General features: G+C 51.9%; 13 protein-coding genes and 2 tRNA genes. 10 read left to right on the forward strand and 5 right to left on the reverse strand.

Annotated features, from left to right (window positions below):
* Positions 1-203 precede the first annotated feature (203 nt).
* On the forward strand, positions 204-1,262 hold the full coding sequence (locus H6F67_RS04530) for a hypothetical protein (protein ID WP_190763776.1): 1,059 nt from the start codon (positions 204-206) through the stop codon (positions 1,260-1,262).
* Positions 1,263-1,377: 115 nt separating this feature from the next.
* Complete coding sequence (locus tag H6F67_RS04535; protein ID WP_190763778.1) at positions 1,378-2,766, forward strand: TniQ family protein; 1,389 nt, start codon at positions 1,378-1,380, stop codon at positions 2,764-2,766.
* Positions 2,767-3,057: 291 nt separating this feature from the next.
* On the opposite strand, the gene H6F67_RS04540 is transcribed toward H6F67_RS04535, so the two are convergent.
* Positions 3,058-3,130 (reverse strand) — tRNA-Ala (locus H6F67_RS04540).
* Between the two features lie 120 nt (positions 3,131-3,250).
* Here H6F67_RS04540 and H6F67_RS04545 point away from each other — a divergent pair.
* Positions 3,251-4,312 carry a RuBisCO accumulation factor 1 gene (locus H6F67_RS04545; protein ID WP_190763780.1) on the forward strand — a complete coding sequence of 354 codons (1,062 nt, stop codon included), beginning with the start codon at positions 3,251-3,253 and terminating at the stop codon, positions 4,310-4,312.
* A 161-nt stretch (positions 4,313-4,473) separates the two neighbouring features.
* A complete protein-coding gene (locus H6F67_RS27270; protein WP_199304238.1) occupies positions 4,474-5,421 on the forward strand; it encodes a hypothetical protein in 948 nt (315 codons plus the stop codon).
* Between the two features lie 101 nt (positions 5,422-5,522).
* Here H6F67_RS27270 and H6F67_RS04555 read toward each other — a convergent pair.
* Both H6F67_RS04555 and H6F67_RS04560 read right to left on the reverse strand, forming a co-directional pair.
* Positions 5,523-5,596, reverse strand: a tRNA-Arg gene (locus H6F67_RS04555).
* 59 nt (positions 5,597-5,655) lie between these two features.
* Positions 5,656-6,726 carry a tocopherol cyclase family protein gene (locus H6F67_RS04560; protein WP_190763782.1) on the reverse strand — a complete coding sequence of 357 codons (1,071 nt, stop codon included), beginning with the start codon at positions 6,724-6,726 and terminating at the stop codon, positions 5,656-5,658.
* A gap of 39 nt (positions 6,727-6,765) precedes the next feature.
* Here H6F67_RS04560 and H6F67_RS04565 point away from each other — a divergent pair, with 39 nt between their 5' ends.
* From H6F67_RS04565 to H6F67_RS04575, 3 genes are all read left to right on the forward strand, one after another.
* Positions 6,766-8,550 carry a serine/threonine-protein kinase gene (locus H6F67_RS04565; RefSeq protein WP_190763784.1) on the forward strand — a complete coding sequence of 595 codons (1,785 nt, stop codon included), beginning with the start codon at positions 6,766-6,768 and terminating at the stop codon, positions 8,548-8,550.
* 183 nt (positions 8,551-8,733) lie between these two features.
* Entirely contained in the window at positions 8,734-8,976 is a 243-nt protein-coding gene (locus tag H6F67_RS04570; protein ID WP_190763786.1) for a DUF433 domain-containing protein, read from the forward strand.
* Positions 8,960-9,334 carry a DUF5615 family PIN-like protein gene (locus H6F67_RS04575; protein ID WP_190763788.1) on the forward strand — a complete coding sequence of 125 codons (375 nt, stop codon included), beginning with the start codon at positions 8,960-8,962 and terminating at the stop codon, positions 9,332-9,334. The genes H6F67_RS04570 and H6F67_RS04575 overlap by 17 nt, the downstream gene beginning before the upstream one ends.
* Before the next feature lie 8 nt (positions 9,335-9,342).
* Here H6F67_RS04575 and thiS read toward each other — a convergent pair whose 3' ends face one another.
* Entirely contained in the window at positions 9,343-9,555 is a 213-nt protein-coding gene (gene thiS / locus H6F67_RS04580; protein ID WP_190763790.1) for a sulfur carrier protein ThiS, read from the reverse strand.
* Positions 9,548-10,618, reverse strand: coding sequence for a thiamine phosphate synthase (locus tag H6F67_RS04585; protein ID WP_190763792.1), 1,071 nt, complete (start codon positions 10,616-10,618; stop codon positions 9,548-9,550). Before H6F67_RS04585 ends, thiS begins: the two co-directional genes overlap by 8 nt.
* 299 nt (positions 10,619-10,917) lie before the next feature.
* Between H6F67_RS04585 and H6F67_RS04590 the strand changes: the two genes are divergently transcribed.
* From H6F67_RS04590 to H6F67_RS04600, 3 genes are all read left to right on the forward strand, one after another.
* Positions 10,918-12,774 (forward strand): DUF1565 domain-containing protein, encoded by a 1,857-nt coding sequence (locus tag H6F67_RS04590; protein WP_190763794.1) that lies wholly within the window; start codon positions 10,918-10,920, stop codon positions 12,772-12,774.
* Between the two features lie 6 nt (positions 12,775-12,780).
* On the forward strand, positions 12,781-13,530 hold the full coding sequence (locus H6F67_RS04595; RefSeq protein ID WP_190763796.1) for a 2-phosphosulfolactate phosphatase: 750 nt from the start codon (positions 12,781-12,783) through the stop codon (positions 13,528-13,530).
* Between the two features lie 102 nt (positions 13,531-13,632).
* Positions 13,633-15,981, forward strand: coding sequence for a glycoside hydrolase family 31 protein (locus H6F67_RS04600; protein ID WP_190763798.1), 2,349 nt, complete (start codon positions 13,633-13,635; stop codon positions 15,979-15,981).
* Positions 15,982-16,145 lie beyond the last annotated feature (164 nt).

Consider the following 16,145-nt stretch of genomic DNA (forward strand, 5'->3'; position numbering starts at 1 on the left):
GGATTTGAACTGGGCGCTATGCTGCTTGCGTTTGTTTTGGCTCATAAACCACTCCTAGCATGGGTTGGAAGCGTGTAGCTTATTCACCTGTCCAGTTTTAGGGTTCCACCTCAGTCAAGACATGTATTTCTCATGAAAAGAGTTTGCATTGTACATGCCCTAAATGCGAAAAACCTCTTCCAGTAGTATCTCGTCGACTGTCCTTGAACTATTGTTCCACTTGTGGAGAATATCTCGGCAGTCTGCCTGTTCAAAGTACGCATGTTACAGAACTTTCAAATGATGAATTTAAGTACAATACTTGGGTTGCTAAGCATGTTGGAGAATGGCTAGCTCATATGCCAACATCAAGGATAAGTCCAGATGCGGGTACACTGGCAGAAAATTTATCTCAACTTGCTAACATCATTACATCTGGAAATATTAGAAAGTTCGCTCGAGAACTTCAGATGACGGACGGAGTCATTGAAAGAGCTTGTTCTGGAAAGAGAAGTCCAAGTCTTAGAAGTTTGTTGGAACTCTGCTATCAGCTAAACATTTCACCATTAAATCTTGTAAGCTCTACTCCTAATATTGTTAATTATGTAGATTATAACTCTCCTTTTTTTCAAAGACAAAAAACAAAAGGAAAAGTCGAAACAATAGCTGATAATTCACATTATCGCAAGAAAAATACAGATCGAAGTGAAGTAGAAGCTTTTCTACAAGCATTACTTGTTGGGAGTTCTCCTCCTCCTTCCTTGAGCAAAATTTCTGAGACATTAGGCATCCACGTGAAGACTCTACGCTATCATGCTCCTGCCTTGTGCAAGCAAATAGTGAACCGACGGCAGGAACTTCGGGCTTCTGGTGTGAAATTAGACGCAGGTTCTTTAATTCGATCAACTAGCAAAGAATTTGTTGAGCTGCTAACTCCCACCGAGCTTCAAGATAGATTACTTTCCTGTCTTGAAGAAGATATACCGAGAACTGTTCGAGAGATTGCAGAAGAATTAGGATATTCGATCGACATTCTATATGACTATCATGCAGAATTATGTTACCGCATAACTGAACGTTGGAGAAATTTCCAATCTGAATCTAGAAAAAAGAGCATAGAGCAGGCTTGCAAAGAAGTTCGTCAGGCAGTACTTCAATTACATTCTCAAGGAGCGTACATTTCTAGCTATGCGGTCAGCAAACTCTTATCTAAGCCAGCATACATGCGGGATGAAGAAGTTTATTCTCTATTTTTGTCCTTAAAGAATGAGTTGGAGAAATAGTTCTTTCTCTACATAGAGCGAATCTTTTCTTACAATAATCGGTCTGAGAATTCCAAAGTATAAGAAACGAAATTTTACCATCTTAGCATGGCTTTAGTATTATCTAATGAAACCCATGAATACACATCAAGCTAACATTCGTGTCGTTGATTTATCTTCTTATCTTCCTCCACGAACTCAACTTAATAACATAGCTCCGATTGGGCAAGAAAGTTTTTTGGTAGAAAGCCTGACTAGTTATATTGCTCGTTTAGCAAACTCTCATTGTCTGCCTGTTGGTGTACTGATGCAGACAGAGATCGCGCCTATTGTTGATAAAGTTCATGGAGGCGCCAATCTTCATAAAATCTACAATCATACTTCAGCATTAAATAGCACTGGAGTAATGGCTTTCAATCTAGTCCAAGCTCTAGAAAAACTCAGTGGACAAAAGAACCTTGATTTGCTGACATTAAGCAGGTGGTCTAACCTGTTACCGCAGAGAAATTTATTGCGGCGTCATCGTGCATGGTGTCCTGCTTGTTATCAGGAGTGGTATTCTACTGGACAGGTAGTCTATGAGCGCCTTCTTTGGTTCCTAGAAGTCGTTAAGGTATGTCCATTGCACCGCTGTCTTCTGAGGGAGACGTGCCCTTGCTGCCGTCAAAAGAATCTTTGTTTAGCTTGGCATGCTCGTCCAGGTTACTGTTCAAAATGTCAGGAGTGGCTTGGGTTAGTGTTCAATAGTTCGTTCGAAGAGCTTGAAAATTTATCCCAAGATGACTTAGAAACTTTGGTTTGGATTTCTGAATCTGTCGAAGATTTGCTGGCTTATACTTCTTGTCTAGCTGTTCCTTTAACTAAGAAAGACATTGCTCAGGCCTTTACGGTGCATATCGATACTGTCTCTAATGGGAACATAGCTGCGTTTGCTCGCCAGCTCCAGCTACCCAGAAATACTGTATGGCTCTGGTGTAATGGTAAAAATCTTCCGCAACTAGAAACCCTAGTGCAGATTTGCTATCGCCTTAACCGTTCGCTAGTAGATTTCATAACTCAGGCACCAGAACAAAACATTTATGTGACTGCGGAAAAAGTACCAGCAGTTTTACAATCTAGGCCAAAAGCTGAGGCTAGAGTAATCAACACAGATTGGCTTGAAAGAGAGTTAGAAGTTATTTTCCTTAAGCATGACTGTCCACCACAATCAATGGAAGAAGTCGCGAGACAATTAGACATCCATCGAGAAACGATTTTCAGACTCTTTCCAGAAATATGTCGAGCTATTTCTAGAAAATACGATAGGTTTCAAAAAGTTTGTCATCAACAGGCGATCGAACAGAGTCTCGAAGAAGTCAAGCAAACTGTTTTAGAACTCTACAATGCTGGCTTATATCCGTCTGAAGGACGTGTAGCTCAGATGATGAGTAGACCAGGCTACTTACGATACAAACAAGTGCGGGCTGCGATCGCAGAAGCAAAGCTAGCGCTTAGCACTCGGGATCAAGACTTAGGCAGCAAGTAATTTTGTCACTGCTTGGTTCTACAAGCAATGGCGCGATCGTAGCATGAGCGGCTTCTGCCAGACAGTTCCGCAACTAGGGGGCTTTAAGCTTAGCCTTCCCGTTTTCCTAGCAAGCGGTGTACCACGAGCAATAAGCTAAGCTTATAGTACAGCCGAAATCATGGACTGGTACAAAATTCGCTGCGACAAGCATTAAGTGTCAACAGACGGTTACAAGCATTAAGTGTCATTTGCGGCCACTTAATGCTTGTTGTTCCACAAAAACGTGCTATTTCAGGCTCAAGTAAAAAATGGAGATAAGCGGATTCGAACCGCTGACCCCTTCAATGCCATTGAAGTGCTCTACCAACTGAGCTATATCCCCGTAGTCCGTATTCCATAGTGGCTGATGCAGCAGCATTTTGTCAAGCAACATTGCAAGTTTTCTCCGGCGATCGAGGAATCGCGCTAGAGTTGCGTATGTTGTGCCGTTGCCGGAACTGTTATGAGCGCCACGCCCGAAGAAAATTCGACCCAAACCGAACTGCTGCGATCGCTCCGGCGCAAAGAAGGAACCTGGGCAGAATGGGCGAGTGCCTGTGCACAGTTGCAAAAAGCAGGCTATTCGCCGCAGCAGATTTTTGAAGAAACGGGCTTTGAGCCAATTCAGCAAAATCAAATTGTGGTAGCCGGACAGGTTTACAGTTCAATTTTGAATGTGGGCGTGGCGGATGAAGTGCGATCGCGCTTTGAGCGGACTGGAAGCGACACGCTGTATGAATTTCGCATTCTCACCGAGACCGATCGCGCTGCGGCTGCCACGCTGGTTGTGCAAAAAGGCGTTGATTCGGAAGGGGCGAAAGAAGTTGCCAGAGCGCTGAAAGATTTTTCGTGGATGAGCAAGCCGCCCGAAAATTTCACCGCTGATCCGGGCGATGCCGTTGCCTATCACTACTGGAAGTTAGCGCGGCAGCAATCGGATTTGCAGGCTCGATCGCGGTTGATTGCGAACGGTCTGCGCTTTGCCAGTTCGCCCGAAGCGCGATCGCAAGTTGAAAAGCTGCTGACGGATTTTACCGTGACGCGATCGCGTCCTGCCCCGCTCTTGCCGTTCTACCGCTTGGATTCTGAAGACGAAATGCCGCGCGTGCTGCCTGTCGTGGGCAAGCTGCCGCTCTCACCTGCGGATTTAGAGGCCGTGCCGCTGGTGGAGGAGTCGGGTGCATTTGGCTTTGTCCGGTTTGAGGGCAGCGGTGCTTGGATTGGAATTCCGGGCTGGCAGGTGGTTTTGGCCGCAGAAGATCCGGTCGCGATTCTGGCTGATCCCGATCGCCTTCCGGCAGAGTCTTCTGGCAAGCAGGAAGAAGTGCTGGTGATTGTCGATCGCGCTCAGCGTGAGTGGCAGGCGGATAGCTACTTTCTGGTCGATCGAGACAGTCAGCTTGAAATTCAATGGTTTGAAAATGAACCGATCGAGCCGATCTTAGGCCGCATTTTGATTGTCTTGCGCCCGAAGAAAATTCTCGATGAGAACTTGGCGAAAGACCCCTGGCAGATTGATGAGTAGCGAAAAGAGGAGCGTTTGAATGTATTTGACGCTGCAATTCAAGCGGTAGTAGAAACCCGATCGCTCAGGCAGAGTTTTCATCAAATCTTTGCAGAAATAGCACGGAAGTTTATTAGATGCTTGGCAGATTGAATCTGTAGCACTTTATTTGCAACTGATTCATGAAGCGTGTTCGATCGTTCCTGGGCTGGTTTTTTGGTGCGTCTTTTTTAATGGGCGCGATCGGTTGTGTTATCAACGGCACTCCATTTAGTGGCCTCGTTTTTCTAATTTGGGCGTTACTGTGTTTGCCACCTGTTAATCAATTCGCACAGCAGCGAGGTTTTCGCGTTCACCTCCTGATAAAAGTCATTATCTTTTTAGTGAGCATTGTTCTCGTCAACATTATTGAACCCAGCGATTTTGATGCTACGCCAGTTGCAGAGGAATCGCCTGTTCCGCTCGAAACACCAACAACGGCCTTCCAAACTCCAACTCCATCGCCTTCTGCCACGCCAGTACCATCTCCCACACCGACATTAGAAGAATCAGTTACGCCCGTACCCTTAACGGAGGCAGAACAATTCAAGCAGATAGTTTTAACTCACACAGATGGATTGTTTGCTATCGATCGAATCCAGAACATGAGCGCAGATGAACTGTACGTCTATCGTGAAACTTTAACTGAAGCTGTTTTGGATGCTATCAACGGAGGCATTCCATTAGAAGCGGTTAAACAAACTTTTGCCGATCAGCTTCACATCAAACAGGGAATGGATGAAAAGCTTTCCTACAACATCTCAAATGGCTTAATTGAAGGCATTTTGGCGTGGGAGCGAGGGGAACGCCCGTCTGGTGCTACCGCCGCAGTTGAAGAACAATTCACCACAACATCAGCAAGTCCGGTTTCAGGGCAGATTGGTCGCTTGGTCGCAGCTACCCCCAACGCCCGTATCAATCTTCGTGACCAACCGAGTACAAGCACTCCGACTGAACGATATGGGCTGGAGGGCGATCGCGTCGTATTACAAGAAACGACCACTGGCAGCGACGGCTACACCTGGCACAAAGTACAGTTTCAAGCTTCAGGGGCGATCGGATGGGTTCGTGCTGATTTTGTTGAATTCTAAACTAGCTGTGCTTCTCCTGCCGCATCAAAGCGAGCCTAACCTTCTTAACTACATGTAAGCAAAAAATGCTTTCAGCGTTACGGCTTCTAGGGTTATTCAGACGGGACTGGCGCGATTTGAACGCGCGGCCTACCGCTTAGGAGGCGGTTGCTCTATCCTGCTGAGCTACAATCCCATTGCTACCGTCATGATAGCAAGTGCTTTTTGATGTGCAAATAAAAGATCGCCCTTTTGCTAACCATTCCGCCATGCTTCTTCCCAGGGAATGCCGCCGACTTCCAGTCCGCATAAATCGCTTTGAGCTTCGAGGATGAGTTTTTGGGAGGATCGATCGCGCAACTTCAAAATCACTTGACCGTTCATCGTGTCACGACAAACGAACTGTAAGCCGTCTTGGGTGGGAGCGCGGAGAATTGTGCCGAGTCGATCCGTTGTGCCAAACAGTTCTACCTGGTAAGCGGCATTCTCTGCCCACATCCGCCAGTAGCCCCAAGGGTGAATTTCCCAGTGAACCTGCGCGTTCCAGGGCACGAATTCGTAGAATTTGCCTTGATAGTGAATGCCGACCATCGCCACCGATTCCATCCACCACAAAACGCCGCGCCTGCCACCGCCTGCGGTGAGTGCGAGATTGGGCTGGTCTTGGAAGGCGTTGCAGTTGAGCCAGAACCACTTTTGCGGAAAGGCTCCGCCCCAATTTTTTTCGCTGTAGAACGGGGCGCGATCGAACTCATACCGCTTGCCTTTCCACTCGATCCAGCCCGTTGCCCATCCGTGCGCCATCAAAATTTGCCATCCGGGTTCAAAGATTTGAAACTGCGACACCCATCCGGCTGTCGATTGCTGCGATTTATCGACATCGCCCCAGCCGTAGACAGGCTCGATCGAATGCTGCCAGCGCACGGTTTCGCCTGCACTGTGCAGAACGCCCTGATGCCAAATTGCCGTTGCCTGATAGCCCTCGAAGACGTGGCGATCGAACTGTTTCGCCTCTAGAAATTGCGGCTGGGGTAAATCGCTTTTGCGCCAGTGGCCGAAGCCCAAGCGATCCGGCCAGCCCCAGAACTGGTGAACATTGGGAAAGGTACGGCAGAAATATTCGTCATCGGGACCGAGAATTTGGGCTGCGCCGCCGCTGACGGGTGACTGGCCGATCGGGTCTTCGATCGAATACATGAAGGCGAAGGTTTGCTTCAGTTCGGGAAGCGTGATGCGATAGTACCAGCCTTCAAAGAAGCGGCGGTTACTGCCGTCCCAGTGGTAGCCGCTGTGGGGTGTTTGGAGCGGGTGTGGAAAGCGTACCATAGACTCAGATATTGGCTCTCTTCAGTATCCGCCATCGAAATGACTCTCTGCTTGAATGTTCGGTGTCTAATGCCGCAGAATGCGGACGATGCCAAGTTTTGTGTGTCGTGTGGAGCAAAGCTGCGGCTGGGCGATCGCTACCGCGCCCTGAAGTTGATCGGGCAGGGCGGCTTTGGGCGGACGTTTTTGGCGATCGATGAGCAAATTCCGTCGCGTCCGACCTGCGTGATCAAGCAGCTATTTCCGCAAAGCCAAAACACTGAAGCGAACAAAAAAGCCGCCGAACTGTTTGAGCAAGAAGCGCAGCGGCTCGATCAGCTTCAGCACGACCAGATTCCCCGCTTGCTGGCTCATGTGACGCAAGATAAATGCCAATATCTGATCCAGACCTACATTGAAGGCGAAACACTGGCGCAAGAACTGGCGCGGAATGGCGCATTTAAGCCCGATCGCATCCGGCAACTGCTCGTCGATCTGCTGCCTGTTTTGCAATATCTGCACGATCGCCAAATCATTCACCGCGACATCAAGCCGGACAACATCGTGCGGCGATCGTCGGATGGGCGCTTGGTGCTGGTGGATTTTGGCGCGTCCAAGCTGACAACCGCCACGAACTTGGCACAAACAGGAACGGCGATCGGCTCTGCCGGATATGCTGCGCCAGAGCAAACGGGCGGCAAGGCGACGTTTGCCAGCGATCTCTATGGCTTGGGCGTCACCTGCGTTCATCTGCTGACGGATATGCCACCGTTCGAGCTATTTTCGTTTGCGGAAGGCCGCTGGGTGTGGCGCGATTATTTACCGGACTCGATCGATCGCAGCCTCGCCACCGTTCTCGATCGATTGATCGAACCTGCGATCGCTCAGCGCTACGCCTCGGCAATGGCCGCCCTGCAAGACTTGGATGTTGCGCCTGTGGTTGCCACTGCGATCCATTCTGGCTGGCAGTGTGTGCAGACGATCGCGGCGCACAGCAACTCAATTTCCAGTGTGGCAATTAGTCCGGGCGATCGCTGGCTGGTCAGCGGCAGCTTTGACAAGACGATTAAGGTTTGGCATCTGGGCATCGGCGCGTTGCGGAGTACGCTGACCGGACACACGCAGCCTGTTTCCTCGCTGGCGTTCAGTCCCGATGGCGTCATGCTGGTGAGCGGCAGCGTCGATGATACGATTCGCGTTTGGTGTTTGCATACGGAAGCGCCAATTTACTGCTTGCACGACGAAGCCGATTCGCTGCTCTCACTGAATGTGGCCGTCAGTCCAGACGGAGTGGCGATCGCATCCGGCAGCGATGCTCGCATCATCAAGATTCGCTATTTGCAAACTGGAAAGCTGTTGCGATCGTTCAACGTCAACCGCACGATCAACAGCATTGCCATCAGCCCGAATGGAAAATATCTCGCATCGGGCAGCAGCGACAACACAATCAAACTGTGGGATTTCTACACGGGTACGCCGCTCGGCCTGCTGCAAGGCCACAAGCGCGATGTCAACAGCGTCACCTTCAGCCCGGATAGTCGCCTGCTGGCATCCGGCAGCAACGATAATACGATGAAAGTGTGGGATCTGCACAGCCGCAAGGTTCGCACGTTCAGCGGCCATCTCGATTCGGTGAAAGCGATCGCCTTTAGCCCCAACCAGCAGTTTCTCGCCAGCGCCAGCAGCGACGCGACCGTGCGAATTTGGAACGTGGCAACGGGCGAACTGCTGCAAACTTTGGTCGGCCACAGCAAAGCCGTGAATGCGATCGCGTTTGCCCATCACGGACGCACACTGGTAAGCGGCAGCAGCGATCGATCGCTGAAAATCTGGCGGCAAGATTAGTGCTTCAGCCGCCGCCGACTGTGGTGATTTCGAGGCGATCGTCTGCACTTTCGTTTATACCTAGAACTAGCGATAATTTGAATCATGGTTTAGAGAAAGCTTTATGCTGCTGAGGGATGAAAGCGCGAAATTCGGCTCGTATGGAAACAACGAGGAATTGAGTCAGGAGTCAAGATTCGTGTTATGAAACTCGATCGCATCACTAGCAATCCAAATCGCCTGAATGGACAGCCTTGCATTCGTAATTTTCGCCTTACTGTTCGTCGGGTGATTGAATTATTGGCCACTTATCCAAACCGAGAAGAATTGCGTCAGGAGTTTCCAGAATTAGAAGACGAAGATATTCGGCAAGCTTTGATTTTTGCTGCTTCCTATTTGGACGATCGCATCATTGAACTACCCGATTGCTATGAAACTGTTGCTTAATCAGGGATTACCACGCTCTGCAACAGCATTATTACGGGATGCAGGTATCGATACGATTCATGTTGGCGAAATTGGACTGTCTGAAGCTGAAGATGCCGAAATTATTCGAAGTGCCAGAAGTGAGGAGCGTGTTGTTGCGACGCTTGATGCAGATTTCCACACATTACTGGCACTGGAGGAAGCAACTTCTCCCTCAATCATTCGCATTCGGATTGAAAGGTTACGTGCCCAAGCATTAACGGATTTACTATTAGCGGTGATCGCTCAGTGCGAGGAGGATCTGGAGCAAGGTTCAGCAATTACAGTTGAGCTAAACCGTATTCGTATTCGTCGTCTACCGTTGTTGCCTGATCTGTAATTGAATTGTTATCCACCCCCGACGATCGTAACAATCTCCAATCGATCGCCCGTTTGCATTTTTGTTTCTGACCAAAACTGACGGTGCAAAATTTCGCCGTTGTATTCTACTGCGACCAAGCGCGGATTTAAGCCCATCTGCTGCAAAAAATCCGGCAGTGTGGTTTCGGGTGGGCAAGTGCGAGATTCACCGTTGATTGTGAGGGCGATCGAGCTAGACATGATTCACCGTTCGCAAAGTTTGAATTCGCGCCAGTTGCGAAACAAAATACTGCGTGACGAGCGTTGGGTTTTCGGCTTCCATGATGGCGCGAACAATGGCAACGCGATCGACCTGTGCCGCCAAAACATCCGCTAAATTATCGACGTTGATACCGCCGATCGCAAACCAGGGCAGTTTGGCATGATCGGCAGCGTAGCGCAAATATTCAAATCCCGCTGCGGCTTTTCCCGGTTTGGTCGGCGTTTCATAGACGGGACCAACGCCAATGTAGTCTGCGCCTTCTTCGATCGCTCGCTGGAGTTCGTCAGGATTGGTGGTCGATCGCCCAATGATCTTATCGGTTCCGAGAAGCTGGCGGGCAAACGCGACCGAAACGTCTTGCTGTCCTAAATGCACACCATCGGCATCGACAGCTAGGGCGACATCGACGCGATCGTTGACGATAAATAAAGCGTTATACCGCTGGCAAAGCTGCTTGAGCTTTTCGGCACGGGCAAGGCGATCGCTGTCGTTGGCATCCTTGTCGCGATACTGCACAATGTCTAGTCCGCCCTGCAATGCACCTTCGACCACGCCAAACAGATTGTCGTGAGGACTAGTGACGAGGTAGAGGCGCGATCGCCACAGCTTTTGCTGGCGCTGCTGGCCGAACAAATTGCTGTCGAGCGTGTAAGTGCGGTAGCGCAGTTGCTTACAGGCTGCGCCCATTTCGGGGTCGATAATTTTGCCGTATTCTTCCAGGACGCGCAGCGCTTCTTGGACGCGGGCAAGGTTGACGCGCAGCAGTTGGGCAACGCTGGCGCGATGTTCTTCTTGGGGATGGGAAAGGTCAGTGCCGACATCGCCCGTTGTGTCGCGGGCGGCGCGGATGTCGTCGGTGTGATATTGGGCGATCGCCTGCCGAAGCTGCTTACACTCCTCAGTCAAGCTAGTGCTGTTGAGGCCAAATCGACACCATTCTTCGATGATGCGTAAACCTTCGCGGGCGCGATCGAGATTGGCATCGAGGATGCGATAAACCGCAGCATCCGTCATTTTAGTTTGGCGGTGATTGTCGCCCATGCTTTGCTTACCCGTCCATTAATTCCCCATCGTAACAGCCTCGCTGAACGGCTCGATCGCTTTTTTCATTCGCTCACCAAAGTATTTTCAAAGAAATTTAGGTTAGGGGGTTGCAAAGTTACCAAAATCGGGCAAAATCTAATCTCAATATCAATAGCGTTTGAGTTGATTCACTCCGGTCGATCGATTGAATTTGGCAGGGCAACGATCGCTCGTCTTCATAAACTAAATTACCGGATCGATCGCGACGTCCGCAGTAAATGAAAGTTAAACCGTCAGCAATGGTGAGGGGAAAAGCAATGCATTCGATTCAGCAAAGTGAGAAGGCGCGATCGCGTTGGTTCTATTCAATTGGTGGTGGAGCGATCGCGCTGCTGATGGCAAGCGGTGCGGCAATGGCTTCGTCTCCTACGGGCGCGTCGGTTCCACAGCAGGCTTCAACCGTTCCACCCAATGCAATTGCACAAGCAATGACGTTGATTTTTGTGCATCCAACCTTGGGCAATGACAGCAGCGGAGTGGGCAGTCAAAGCGCTCCGTTTCGCACGATTTCGCAAGCGTTGCGCGTGGCTCAGCCCAATACGACAATTTTGCTGGCTGCTGGAACCTACAGCAGCGAAACAGGTGAAACCTTTCCGATCGTGATGCGATCGGGCGTGACGATTCAAGGCGATCCCGGCACTCGTGGACAAGGCGTGATTATTCGCGGCGGTGGCGTTTATGGCAGCCGTACTTCGGCGAATCAAAATGTTGCCATTCTGGGCGCAAATCAAGCCGGATTAGTCGGCGTCACCGTCACCAATTCTAATCCTCGCGGCTACGGATTATGGGTTGAATCGACCAGTCCAACCGTGCAAAACAATACGTTTACAGGCAGCACGCACGACGGCATTTCGATCGTTGGAAATGCCGCTGCGATCGTGCAAGGTAACTATTTCACTCGAAACGGCGCGAGCGGCATCAGCATTTTTGGAACGGCTCAGCCCGATGTGCGCGAAAACATTTTTGAAAATACCGGATATGGCATCAACATTGCTGAATCTGCTCAGCCTCGCTTGCTCAATAATCAGGTGCGGCAAAATCGCAGCGGCGTGGTGATTCAAGAACGCGCCCGCCCAATTTTGCGCGGCAACACGATCGAAAACAACCAGCAAGACGGACTGGTGGCGATCGCCCAATCGCAGCCGGACTTGGGCACCGCTGCCGATCCGGGCAACAACATTTTCCGCAGCAACGGGCGATCGGACGTGAACACCTCTGCTGCTTTCTTGCCCGTGACGGGCGTGGGCAATCAGGCCACCAACTTCATCAACAACACTCGCGTTCCTGCCGCTGCAACCCAGCCTGCGGCGATCGCGCCGCCCGCTCGTCCGAGTGCGATTCCGGCTGCGCCGCCTGCTCGTCCTGCTGCAACCAGCGGCAGCGCTTTTGCTGAACTGCCGCAAGTGCAAGCCGCTCAGCCCATTCCAGTTTCGCCGCCCGCTGCCGCTGCCCCACAATATTCAGCGGTGCGCCCGACCACACCGAACGCCGTTGGCTGGCAAGTGCAGACGCAACCCGCTCCTGTCGCTACTCCTGCGGTTCCCGTTTCGGTTCCGATCGTTCCGGCAGCAAGTGTGAGTGCACCCAGCCCGATCGCCCCGATTGCGCGATCGTCTCCTGCCCCCACCACACCCGCTCCCCTGCGCGAAATCACCGTTGAACGTCAAGCTGCTCCTGCTGCTCCGGCTCGTTCACCTGCTGCTCGACCTGCCACACCTGCCGCACCATCCGCTCCGGTTCAGCAAGCCGCCCGCCCTGCACCCAATGCAAATCTGCTTCCGGTTCCCAGCGCCACAATTCCGATGGGTCATCTTGGCGATTTGCCCACTGTCAACGTTTCGCGCAATCCGCTCGATCGACCTGCCACTGCTCCGGCTGCGGCCAGTGGCGACCGCGCTTTAGCAATGGGTTTGCGCTATCGGGTCGTGGTCGAGGCCAGTTCCGATCGCGATCAGGCGGCTTTGCGGTCGATCGTTCCCGGTGCATTTCGCGTGTCGATGAACGGACGCACTGTGATGCAAACCGGGGCATATAGCGATCGCGCCAATGCCGATGAAGCAGCTCAGCAATTGAGCAATCAGGGATTTCGCGCTTCCGTCCAGGCGATCGAGTAGTGAGTGATGAATTTTGACCAAGCTGATTTTGAAGTGCGATTGGAGTGGGGCAAGCAGGGTGTTTTGCAGCTAGCGCCCAATAGCGATGTCGTGATTGTGGTGGATGTTCTTTCGTTTTCGACCTGTGTGGAGATTGCCAACAGCCGAGGTGCGATCGTCTACCCCTATCAGTGGAAAGATGAATCGGCAACGTTGTTTGCTCAATCAGTTCAAGCAGAACTCGCAGGCGATCGCGGCGATCAATTTTCTCTTTCTCCCAGTTCATTGCTTTCCATTTCGGCAGGAACGCGCCTCGTGCTGCCTTCTCCTAACGGTGCATCGCTTAGCTTGGCAACCAATGCGACTTTGATCTTGGCTGGCTGTTTGCGAAATTGTCGGGCGGTGGCGATCGCGGCGATGCAGTATGGGCGAAACATTGCCGTTGTGCCAGCCGGAGAGCGATGGCCTGACGATAGCCTCCGACCTGCCTTCGAGGATTGGATTGCAGCAGGGGCGATCGTCACCTTTCTCAACGGGTGTTTGTCGCCGGAAGCGCAAGTCGCCGCGATCGCCTATCAAGGCGTTCAATCCAATCTCGGAAATCTGCTGAAACAGTGTGGCTCTGGGCAAGAACTGATTGCGCGGGGTTTTGCGTCGGATGTGGAGCTAGCAACGCAATTGGACGTGAGCGATTGCGTTCCGATGTTGGTGGATGGAGCGTATGTGAATCGTGCTGCCTCGATCGAGCGATCGAGCAATCTGACCGAATTGAGATGAGCAATTGGGTTTGATCGATCGCTGTTCCGACTCGTTCGCAGGAGAGATGTTGCACCATTGGACATTCGCTAGCTTGGCGATCGCTGCATCTTTTCTTGAGCCATGCCTGAATTTACCGGACAGTTGCCGACCGCTGAGCTTCCCTGGTTTGAAGTCGGTGCGATCGACGACTTCGATCGACTGGGGAACGAACTGCGCTTCTACAGCAGCGGTTCGCTCTTGCAACTGACCGTTTTGACGGCAAGTTTGGTGCGTGTCCGGTTTTCCCCGCATGGAAATCTGATGCCGCATCGATCGTGGGGTGTGGCGTTGGCTGACGATCAGTTTGAGGCGATCGAGTTCTCGCTTCAAGAAAGTGAGACGGAATATGCGATCGAAACCGAAAAAATTCGCGTTGTGATTCAGCGCAATCCGATTCGGCTGTGCTGCTATGACAAAGCCGGACGCCCGTTCGCGCAAGATAGCGAGATTGGCATGGGCTGGCGAATGGGTGCGGTTGCGGGCTGGAAGCAGATCGAAGCGCACGAGCATTTTTATGGCTTTGGCGAACGAACAGGACTGCTGGACAAGCGATCGCGCCGCCTGACCAACTGGACAACTGACTCGCTGGACTTCACTTCGCTGACGGATGCAATGTATCAGGCAATTCCGTTTTTCATTGCGCTGCGACCCGAACTGGCCTACGGCATTTTCTTTCACACCACGTTTCGCAGCGTCTTTGACATGGGAGCCGATCGCGCTGGAACTTGGCGAATGGAAACCGCCGCGCCCGAACTGGACTACTACATCATCTATGGCGATACGCCCGCCGAAATTCTAGAAACCTACACGCACCTGACCGGACGAATGCCCCTGCCGCCGAAGTGGGCGATCGGCTATCACCAGTGTCGCTGGAGCTATGAATCCGAGGATGAAGTGCGCGAACTGGCAAGAGAGTTTCGCACCCGCCAAATTCCCTGTGATGTGATTCACCTGGATATCGACTACATGCGCGGCTTTCGCGTGTTCACCTGGAGTCCGAAGCGCTTTCCCGATCCGGCCAAACTGATTCAGGAGGTGGCGCAGGATGGCTTTAAGGTGGTGACGATCGTGGATCCGGGCGTCAAATACGAGCCGGAAGCGGATTACAGCGTGGTCGATGAAGGACTGGCGCAAAACTATTTCGTCCGCACCGCTCAAGGCAAACTGTTTCACGGCTATGTGTGGCCGGATCGATCGGTCTTCCCAGACTTTTTGCGGGCTGACGTGCGGCACTGGTGGGGGGACTGCCAAAAAGCGCTCACCGAAATGGGGGTGGCGGGCATCTGGAACGACATGAACGAGCCTGCCTTGAACGATCGCCCCTTCGGAGATCCGGGTGTCAAAATTCACTTTCCGCTCGACGCGCCGCAAGGTCCCTTAGACGAACGCACCACGCACGCCGAAGCGCACAACCTGTATGGTTTGGGTATGGCAAGAGCTGCTTATGAAGGCTTGCTGAGATTGCGGCCAACCGAGCGATCGTTTGTGCTGACGCGATCGGGTTTTGCCGGAGTGCAGCGCTATTCGTCGGTGTGGATGGGCGACAATCATTCGCTGTGGGATTATTTGGAAGGCTCTTTGCCGATGCTGTGCAACATGGGCTTGTCGGGCGTCGGGTTTGTCGGCTGTGATATTGGCGGCTTTGCGGGGAACGCCACAGCCGAACTGTTTGCCCGCTGGATGCAGGTTGGCCTGTTGTATCCGTTGATGCGGGCGCACTCGATTACCGGATCAGAACGGCATGAACCCTGGGTGTTTGGCGATCGCGTTGAGCAAATCTGCCGTGAATACATCGAACTGCGCTATCGCCTGCTGCCCTACTACTACAGTTTGTTTTGGCAGGCGGCAATGAGGGGCGCACCCATTCTCAGACCGCTGCTGTACGAATTTCCGCACGACCACGCAACCTATCAAATTGACGATCAGGTGATGCTGGGTGGCGGACTGATGGCGGCTCCGATGCTGAAGCCGGAACGCGAACATCGCGCCGTTTATCTACCGGAGGGGACGTGGTTTGATTGGTGGACGGGCGATCGCTTTGAAGGCAAAACGCACATTCTCGCTGATGCGCCGATCGATCGAATGCCGCTCTATGTCCGAGCCGGAACGATTATTCCGATGCAGCCTGTGATGCAGTTTGTAGACGAGCGGGCAATCGATGTTCTGACGCTCAAGGTTTGGCCGGGAGTGGGCGAGTTCACGCTATACGAGGATGACGGGCGATCGTTTGAGTATCAATCCGGACAGTTCGCGACGACGCAAATTCGCGTGCAGATGGAAGGTGAAGACGCGATCGTGGAAGTTGCTGCGAGACAAGGTGGCTGGCAACCTGCGGCGCGGCGAGTCGTGGTGGAAGTGGTGGGGCGCGGAACGCAGGAATTTGAGGATGATGGCGGCGATCGACGTTTGGTATTTTCAGATACACAATAAGCTGTGCTTTGGCAGCATTGAGCTAAAAATGTAAACAAACGGTGTATTAATTAATTCAGACTTGCGGTCGATCGCTCTATCAAAAGTTGGAGATTTTGGGACATCCGCTAAATGGCGCAAGCAGGTCATTGTCCTCCTTCACTAGGGTGGAGCGACGGCAAAAG

This window comes from Microcoleus sp. FACHB-1515 (assembly GCF_014696105.1).
Classification (GTDB): domain Bacteria; phylum Cyanobacteriota; class Cyanobacteriia; order Elainellales; family Elainellaceae; genus JAAUTJ01.

Coding starts and splice junctions, on each gene's coding strand:
- H6F67_RS04570 (WP_190763786.1), top strand. CDS start 8,734: ATGAAACTCGATCGCATCACTAGCAATCCAAATCGCCTGAATGGACAG.
- H6F67_RS04560 (WP_190763782.1), bottom strand. CDS start 6,726: ATGGTACGCTTTCCACACCCGCTCCAAACACCCCACAGCGGCTACCAC.
- H6F67_RS04590 (WP_190763794.1), top strand. CDS start 10,918: ATGCATTCGATTCAGCAAAGTGAGAAGGCGCGATCGCGTTGGTTCTAT.
- H6F67_RS04565 (WP_190763784.1), top strand. CDS start 6,766: ATGACTCTCTGCTTGAATGTTCGGTGTCTAATGCCGCAGAATGCGGAC.
- H6F67_RS04545 (WP_190763780.1), top strand. CDS start 3,251: ATGAGCGCCACGCCCGAAGAAAATTCGACCCAAACCGAACTGCTGCGA.
- thiS (WP_190763790.1), bottom strand. CDS start 9,555: ATGTCTAGCTCGATCGCCCTCACAATCAACGGTGAATCTCGCACTTGC.
- H6F67_RS04600 (WP_190763798.1), top strand. CDS start 13,633: ATGCCTGAATTTACCGGACAGTTGCCGACCGCTGAGCTTCCCTGGTTT.
- H6F67_RS04585 (WP_190763792.1), bottom strand. CDS start 10,618: ATGGGCGACAATCACCGCCAAACTAAAATGACGGATGCTGCGGTTTAT.
- H6F67_RS04595 (WP_190763796.1), top strand. CDS start 12,781: ATGAATTTTGACCAAGCTGATTTTGAAGTGCGATTGGAGTGGGGCAAG.
- H6F67_RS04535 (WP_190763778.1), top strand. CDS start 1,378: ATGAATACACATCAAGCTAACATTCGTGTCGTTGATTTATCTTCTTAT.
- H6F67_RS27270 (WP_199304238.1), top strand. CDS start 4,474: ATGAAGCGTGTTCGATCGTTCCTGGGCTGGTTTTTTGGTGCGTCTTTT.
- H6F67_RS04575 (WP_190763788.1), top strand. CDS start 8,960: ATGAAACTGTTGCTTAATCAGGGATTACCACGCTCTGCAACAGCATTA.